General features: G+C 62.7%; 5 protein-coding genes and 1 tRNA gene. All 6 read left to right on the forward strand.

Annotated elements, in window-relative coordinates; all coding sequences use genetic code 11:
• The first annotated feature begins 133 nt into the window (after window positions 1-133).
• Window positions 134-646 (forward strand): DUF2914 domain-containing protein, encoded by a 513-nt coding sequence (locus H5U38_15695; protein MBC7188467.1) that lies wholly within the window; start codon window positions 134-136, stop codon window positions 644-646.
• A 77-nt stretch (window positions 647-723) separates the two neighbouring features.
• Window positions 724-796: transfer RNA gene (locus H5U38_15700), tRNA-Ile, on the forward strand.
• 119 nt (window positions 797-915) lie between these two features.
• Window positions 916-2,331 carry a peptidylprolyl isomerase gene (locus H5U38_15705; protein ID MBC7188468.1) on the forward strand — a complete coding sequence of 472 codons (1,416 nt, stop codon included), beginning with the start codon at window positions 916-918 and terminating at the stop codon, window positions 2,329-2,331.
• 37 nt (window positions 2,332-2,368) lie between these two features.
• Window positions 2,369-4,027: a hypothetical protein gene (locus tag H5U38_15710; GenBank protein MBC7188469.1), complete on the forward strand. Its 1,659-nt coding sequence runs from the start codon at window positions 2,369-2,371 to the stop codon at window positions 4,025-4,027.
• A gap of 28 nt (window positions 4,028-4,055) precedes the next feature.
• The gene (locus tag H5U38_15715) at window positions 4,056-5,462 is read left to right on the forward strand and encodes an FAD-binding protein (protein MBC7188470.1); all 1,407 of its coding nucleotides are present in this window, start codon (window positions 4,056-4,058) and stop codon (window positions 5,460-5,462) included.
• On the forward strand, window positions 5,459-6,350 hold an 892-nt coding region (locus tag H5U38_15720; protein ID MBC7188471.1), incomplete at its 3' end, for an FAD-binding oxidoreductase. The genes H5U38_15715 and H5U38_15720, both read left to right, overlap by 4 nt.

The raw sequence follows: 6,350 nt of genomic DNA on the forward strand, positions 1-6,350 counted from the left end.
CTGGTGATGGTGAAATACATAGCAGGCAAAAAGAGGACATGAGAGGCACTTCTGGCTGCGCAAGCGGCCCGGCGAGCAAGGCGCTGCGGTTGTCCCGTCCACGAGAGGGGGCTTTCTCAGGAAGGGCAGGAACATGCTCAACAAGCTGAGCTATGTGTTCGTGGCGCTGGTGGCGGTCTTTGTACTGTGCCAGATAATCCTTCCCAAGAACAAGACGGCAGGCGTGCGCCGTGTGCGGCAGGAAGTGAGGACCGAATCACGCACCCAGCGCGAGAGGAGCGTGCCTTCTCTGTCCCGGGGTGCTTCCCGCTCAAGACTGCGCGTTGCGGAGATCGCCATTTGTCGCGACATCAAAGACCTGCGGCCAGTCGGCGTAGACACGCGCTTTCCGCCCCAGGTTGGCTCGCTCTTCTGTTTCACCTTGATTGAAGGGGCCACGGGCCCCCAGGTGGTCTACCACGACTGGCAATATGAGGGCCAGTCGCAGATTTCGGTGCCACTGAGCGTGGAGGACCAGCGGTGGCGGACGTGGAGCAAGAAGGCCATCAGGCCTGACCAGGTGGGAAAGTGGAAAGTCGAAGTGCGGGACGCTGAAGGGCGCCTCCTTGGTGAGGCACGCTTCGAAGTGTCCCGCTCCGGGCACTGACCAAGCACACCGGCAGAAAAAAGCTGTTGAAATTCTCGGCGATTATTGCTATAATAACAACGCGTCCGACGATCCCTGGGCCCTTAGCTCAGCCGGTAGAGCAGCGGACTCATAATCCGTAGGTCGCAGGTTCGAGCCCTGCAGGGCCCACGCCTGTAAATCGACCATGGCCGAGGCCAGATCCAGCCTGGAGATGGCCTTTTTTGGTCTTTGTGGACACGACTGCGAAGATGAGGAGCAACGGACTTGTAATGAGGAGGTGCTTCTCGGTGAGGCGAACTGCCGTTGGCGCGGTATTTGTTGGTTTTCTCTTTCTGCTCGCATGCGAGTCGCGCGAGCCGGAAGTGGTGGCAAGGGTCGGTCGACACTCGGTGGACGTCCGCAGCGTAGTCGACCGCTACAGGTGGACCCGCGACTTCCAGGTGGGGAAACCGATCACGCCAGAGGCCATCAAAGAGTTCGTGGACAGCAACATGCTGTGGGAACTCCTGTTTCGCGCCGAGGGTTACCGGATGGGTTTGCACCGCGACAGTGCTGTGGTGCGCCGCATCGAGAACGAAAAACGTGATTTTTTGACCATGCCCAATGGCCCCCTCTACCGCGCGGTGTCCCCCAAGAACATGGAGATTACGGAGCCGGAACTCCACCGCCTGTACGCTCAGCTCAATGAAGAAGTGCTCATCGCCCAAATTGTGCTCAAGTCAGAACGCATGGCGGACTCGCTCTATGAGGCCCTTCGCAAAGGCGCCGATTTTGCCTCCCTCGCCCGGCGGTTTTCGGCGGATATTCCCAGCGCACTGAACGGCGGGCAGATGACGCGCTACTACACGCGCGGCTATCTGGCACCGCCTTTGGAGGAAGCGGCCTTTTCCCTGAAGATCGGCGAGATCTCTCGCCCGGTGAAGACGGCCATCGGCTACCACATCGTGAAGCTGATTGACAAACGGGGTTTCAAGCCTCGCCCGTACGCCCAAGTACGTCGCGAGCTGGAGATGCAGCTGCGGGTGGCCAAGACAAGCCAGTTCATGGACGAGTGGGTGGAAGACTTGTTCAAGCGGTGGCGCGTCGCGGTGAACGACACCCTTGGACGCTATTTTGTTGAGATGTACGTTCCCGGCGAGGGCCCGGTACCGAGCCATCTGGACCCGGCACGCGCTCCTGGCATCAGCTTGCAGACCGAAGCCATCACATGGGCGACAGGGCGGTGGCGGGTCGTCGACTTGCTTCGCCACTACAATGAGCTTGAGCTCAGCGAGAGAGTGCCCCTCAACTGCACTGAGGACTTTGTGGCCTTTGCCAGGCGAGCTCTTTTCCCGGAACTGCTGTATGAGGAAGCAAAGGGACTGGGGCTCGCTTCGGGCCGCGAATTCGAGGAGAAAACGCGCGAGATCACCGAGCGCATCGTCATGCAAGAGTGTCGCCGCAGGCTGGTTACCAGCAAGGTGCAGGTGAGCGAAGACGAAGTGCTGAAGGAGTACGAGGAGCAGAAGGAGGGGAAGTACAAAGGGCTCACCTACGCCCAGGCGCGGGCTCGTGCCTACAACTGGCTGGTGGGAACTCGGACCTCGGCCCTGCAGGCGGAGGTGCTCCAACAGCTTCGCAGCCGACACAGAGTGAAGTGGAATCAGCGCGCGCTCGCGGAGGCGGTCAAGCAACTGGAGAAGCGCCGCCAAAGCCAGAAGTGATTAGCGTCGCGCTGACTCTGGGGGAGAAGACGCAGGCATGCAAACCACGGGTCGTGTTACCGCCGTACGGAGGGAGGTTTCGGGTGAGGAGGCTCTGGCCTTAGGGGCATTCCGTGCCGGCGTAGAGCTGGTGTGTGGGTTCCCTGGGCGACCGGGTGCGCGCACGCTTCACCTGCTGGGTGCCGCCGGGCAGACGCGCGGCGTCCGCGCCAAGTGGAATATCAGTCCTGTGGCAGCTCTGGAGGAAGCAGTCGGGAGTTCCCTCCTGGGCTGTCGTTCGCTGGTCTGTCTACCCGGCAGCGGGCTGGCTGCCGCGGTTGATCCGTTCATTGTTGCGGCGTCGACCGGGATCCGGGCCGGCTTGGTAGTTCTTGCTGGCGACGACCCAGGCACGGTGGAGGCCAATGCCGAAATCGACGCGCGGGCCATCGCTGCGCTGGCCCACGTGCCGGTCCTGGAGCCTGCCACCCCTGCGCAAGGCGCGGAGATGATGGAGGAGGCATTTCGCCTCTCTGAGGAGTACCAGCTGCCGGTGATGGTGCGCATCGTGCTCGCCTACGCCCAGATGCGAGGCGAAATTGTGGTGGACAGGCTCGTTCGCCATCCCCCTCCGGCGGCGCGGTTTGCCCGCGAAGAAGGGCGGTGGCTGGCCACGCCAGCTGTCGCAGCGGAGCGCAGCGCACGGCTGCACTGGAAGTGGGAGCGCATTGCCGAGAGTTTCGGGCATTCGCTCTTTAATGAGGTGCACGGCAGCGCACGACGGGCGGTGGTGGCTGTTGGGCATGTGGCTGCCGAGGTGGAAGACCTCGTTGGCGACTTGGCGCGCGGCCATTTCACCCTCTGCAAGTTGGGAACCGCGGCGCCCCTGCCCAGCGGCTGGCTTCAGGGGATCCTCCAGTCGTGCGATGAGGTGGCGGTGCTGGAGGAGAGTGCACCATTGGTGGAGCGGGCCTTGCTGGAGCTGGTGCACATGCGCCGGATGAATGTGGAGGTGAAAGGGCGCCTCACCGGCCTTGTGCCGCCCAGCAGCGAGCTTTTCCGCTGGCAGCTGGAGGAGATCCTCTCCCAGTTCGAGCCGCGCTTTGCGCCAGCGCGTCCTTTCTTTCCCTACGAGGAGGCAAGCCAGCGGCCGCCCGAAAAGGGCTTTTGCGCCGGCTGTCCGCATGTGCATGCCTTCCGCGTTCTCAAACAGGTGTTACGCGCGGTCTATGGTGATGCGCCGCCGATTATCGTCGGCGATCCAGGGTGTACGATGCGGGCGGCCCTTGCGCCGCTGACGCTCATCGATGTCTCGTACAACCTTGGCTCGGCGGTGAGCATCGCCAAAGGCTTGGCTGCTCAGGTAAGCACTCTGCCTGTGATCGCCGTGCTGGGCGATACCGCCTTCTTCGCCTGGGGCCTCAACGGCCTCATTGAAGCGGCACGGGAACGGGCCCAGATGATTGTGGTCATTTTTGACAATCAGACTTCTGCGACCACTGGCTTTCAGCCCAATCCAGGAAGTACCTATGTGGTCCAAGGCGAACGCTTCAAACGGGTAGCGCTGGAAGAGCTGGTGAGTGCGTGCGGCGTTGATCTCTTGCGCGTGGTCGACCCCGAAAACGAAACCCGCACGCGCCAGGTCTTCTCGGAGGCCCTCACCGTAGATGGCCTGCGCGTTGTCGTGCTGCGTTCACCGTGCCCCCTCATCCCTTGATCCTCGTTTTTGACCGCCGGAGATCGCCATGCTACCGATGCAGATCCTCAAGCAATTGCGCAAGATAGTCGGCAAGGACAACGTCCTGACGGATCCCCTTGACCTCCTCCTTTACGAGTACGATGGGAGCATGGACGCCATGCGTCCCGAAGCAGTGGTATTTGCCCATTCCACGCCGGAGGTGAGTGGCGTGTTGGCGTTGGCGCACCGGGAGCGCATCCCTTGTGTGCCACGGGGTTCGGGGACCAATCTGAGCGGTGGCTCGGTGCCGGCCAAGGGCGGCATTGTGCTGGAACTGACGCGCATGAACAGAATCCTGGAGATCGATGTGGCCAACCAACGCGCCGTGGTCGAACCCGGGGTGTACAACTTGGACCTGCAGAACGCATTGGCGCCGCTGGGCTATTTCTACGCGCCGGACCCGGCCAGCCAGAAGGTCTCCACCATCGGCGGCAACGTGGCGGAAAACGCCGGAGGACCGCACTGCTTGAAGTACGGCGTGACCACCAATCACGTGCTCGGCCTCGAGGTTGTTCTTGCGGACGGTCGTGTGTGTCGATTGGGAGGGAAGGCTCTTGATGCTCCCGGCTACGACCTTGTGGGCGCCCTGGTAGGCTCAGAAGGGACGCTGTGCGTAGTCACCAAGGTCATTGTGCGCATCCTGCCGATGCCGCAAGATGTCAAGACACTCCTGGCCATATTCGACTCGCTCGATGCCGCGGCTGACGCCGTGTCGGACATCATCGGCCGGAGGATCGTGCCCGCAACGCTGGAGATGATGGACAAGTTGACCATCCAGGCGGTGGAGGCGTCGCTTGCGGTGGGTTATCCGACCGATGCCGAGGCAGTGCTCGTCATCGAGGTGGATGGACCCGCTGCGGGGCTGGTCGCCCAGGCGCGCGAAATCGAAGCCATCTGCATCCAACACGGCGCCCGCGAGGTACGCACTGCGCGCAACGAACAGGAGCGCCAGGCCCTGTGGAGCGGAAGGCGAGGTGCGTTCGGCGCGATGACCCGCGTGCGGCCATCCATTATGGTCGCCGACGGCACGGTGCCGCGGGCCAAGTTGCCGCATGTGCTCCGCGAGGTAGGACGGATTGCGCGCAAGTACCAGCTGCAACATGCCAATCTGTTGCATGCCGGCGACGGCAATCTCCACCCCAACTTGATGTTTGATGCTCGCGACCCTGACGAGCGGCAGCGGGTCATCAAGGCGAGCCACGAGATCCTCGAAGTCTGCGTTGCCGTGGGCGGCACTATCAGCGGCGAGCATGGCATAGGCCTGGAAAAGATCGGCGCTATGCCTCTGGTGTTTTCCGACGATGACATGCGGGCGATGTTCGGCCTCAAGCGAGTCTTCGACCCCAACTGCGTGCTGAACCCGGGGAAAGTATTCCCGGAGCGCTTCTACCTCACTGAGGGAGCAGCAGCATGAGCCGCACACGCACGGGCCTGTGGTCTGGCGCGATTCTCACCGACAAAGCAGAGGTCCGCTTTGACAGCGGCACCTTGCAGCGCTTCGCGGTGGAGGGTGTGCGCCCTTCGGCAGTGGTGTGGCCCCAAAGTGAGGAGGAGCTTAGCCAGTGGCTCCGCGAAGCCCATCGCCAGCAGGCAAAGGTGTTGGTTTGGGGCGAAGGTGAACTCATGCACATAGGCGGCACGCCTGAGCCCTTCGACCTTGCCATCTGCACGGCGCGCCTGAAAAGGGTGCTGGATTTTGACCCCGAGAACCTCACCGTTTCCGTGGAAGCGGGCATGACGTTGCGGGAGTTGCAGGCGCTTGTGCGAGGAAGGAACCTGTGGCTGCCATTGGATCCCCCGGTGTCGGGGTCGGCGACCTTGGGCGGAATTGTGGCCGCGAACGCTTTTGGGCCCAGGCGTCAGCTGTACGGAGGGGTCCGCGACCTCCTGTTGGGTTGCAGGGCCGTTCTGGCGGACGGGACGGTGGTGAAGGCCGGGGGCAAGACGGTGAAGAACGTGGCGGGCTACGACCTCACCAAGCTCTTTGTGGGATCGCTGGGTTCCATAGGTATGTTGAGCGCCCTCACGCTCCGTCTCTCCCCCCTTGCGGAAAGTGCGCGAACGGTGCTTGCGGTGTTCCCCAAGCGCGAAGACTGCTGCAAGGCCGCTGCGGCCATGGCTCGCTCGCCGCTTTGTCCGGCGGCGGTTGAGGTGATCTCGTCGGGGGCGCTGAATCGCCTTGCCATGCCGGAGCTAAGCGGCAGCGCCGACGCACATCATCTTGCCGTCCTGTTCGAAGGGAAGCGCCAGGTGGTGGCTGCGGTGACGCGTTCTGCAGAGGCCGAGCTCCGCTCCACTGCAG

Source organism: Calditrichota bacterium (genome assembly GCA_014359355.1).
Taxonomy (GTDB): domain Bacteria; phylum Zhuqueibacterota; class Zhuqueibacteria; order JANLFK01; family Oleimicrobiaceae; genus Oleimicrobium.

What these genes read in the sequence shown, in the direction of transcription:
- H5U38_15710 (MBC7188469.1), top strand. Translation starts at nt 2,369, where the DNA reads ATGCAAACCACGGGTCGTGTTACCGCCGTACGGAGGGAGGTTTCGGGT.
- H5U38_15695 (MBC7188467.1), top strand. Translation starts at nt 134, where the DNA reads ATGCTCAACAAGCTGAGCTATGTGTTCGTGGCGCTGGTGGCGGTCTTT.
- H5U38_15715 (MBC7188470.1), top strand. Translation starts at nt 4,056, where the DNA reads ATGCTACCGATGCAGATCCTCAAGCAATTGCGCAAGATAGTCGGCAAG.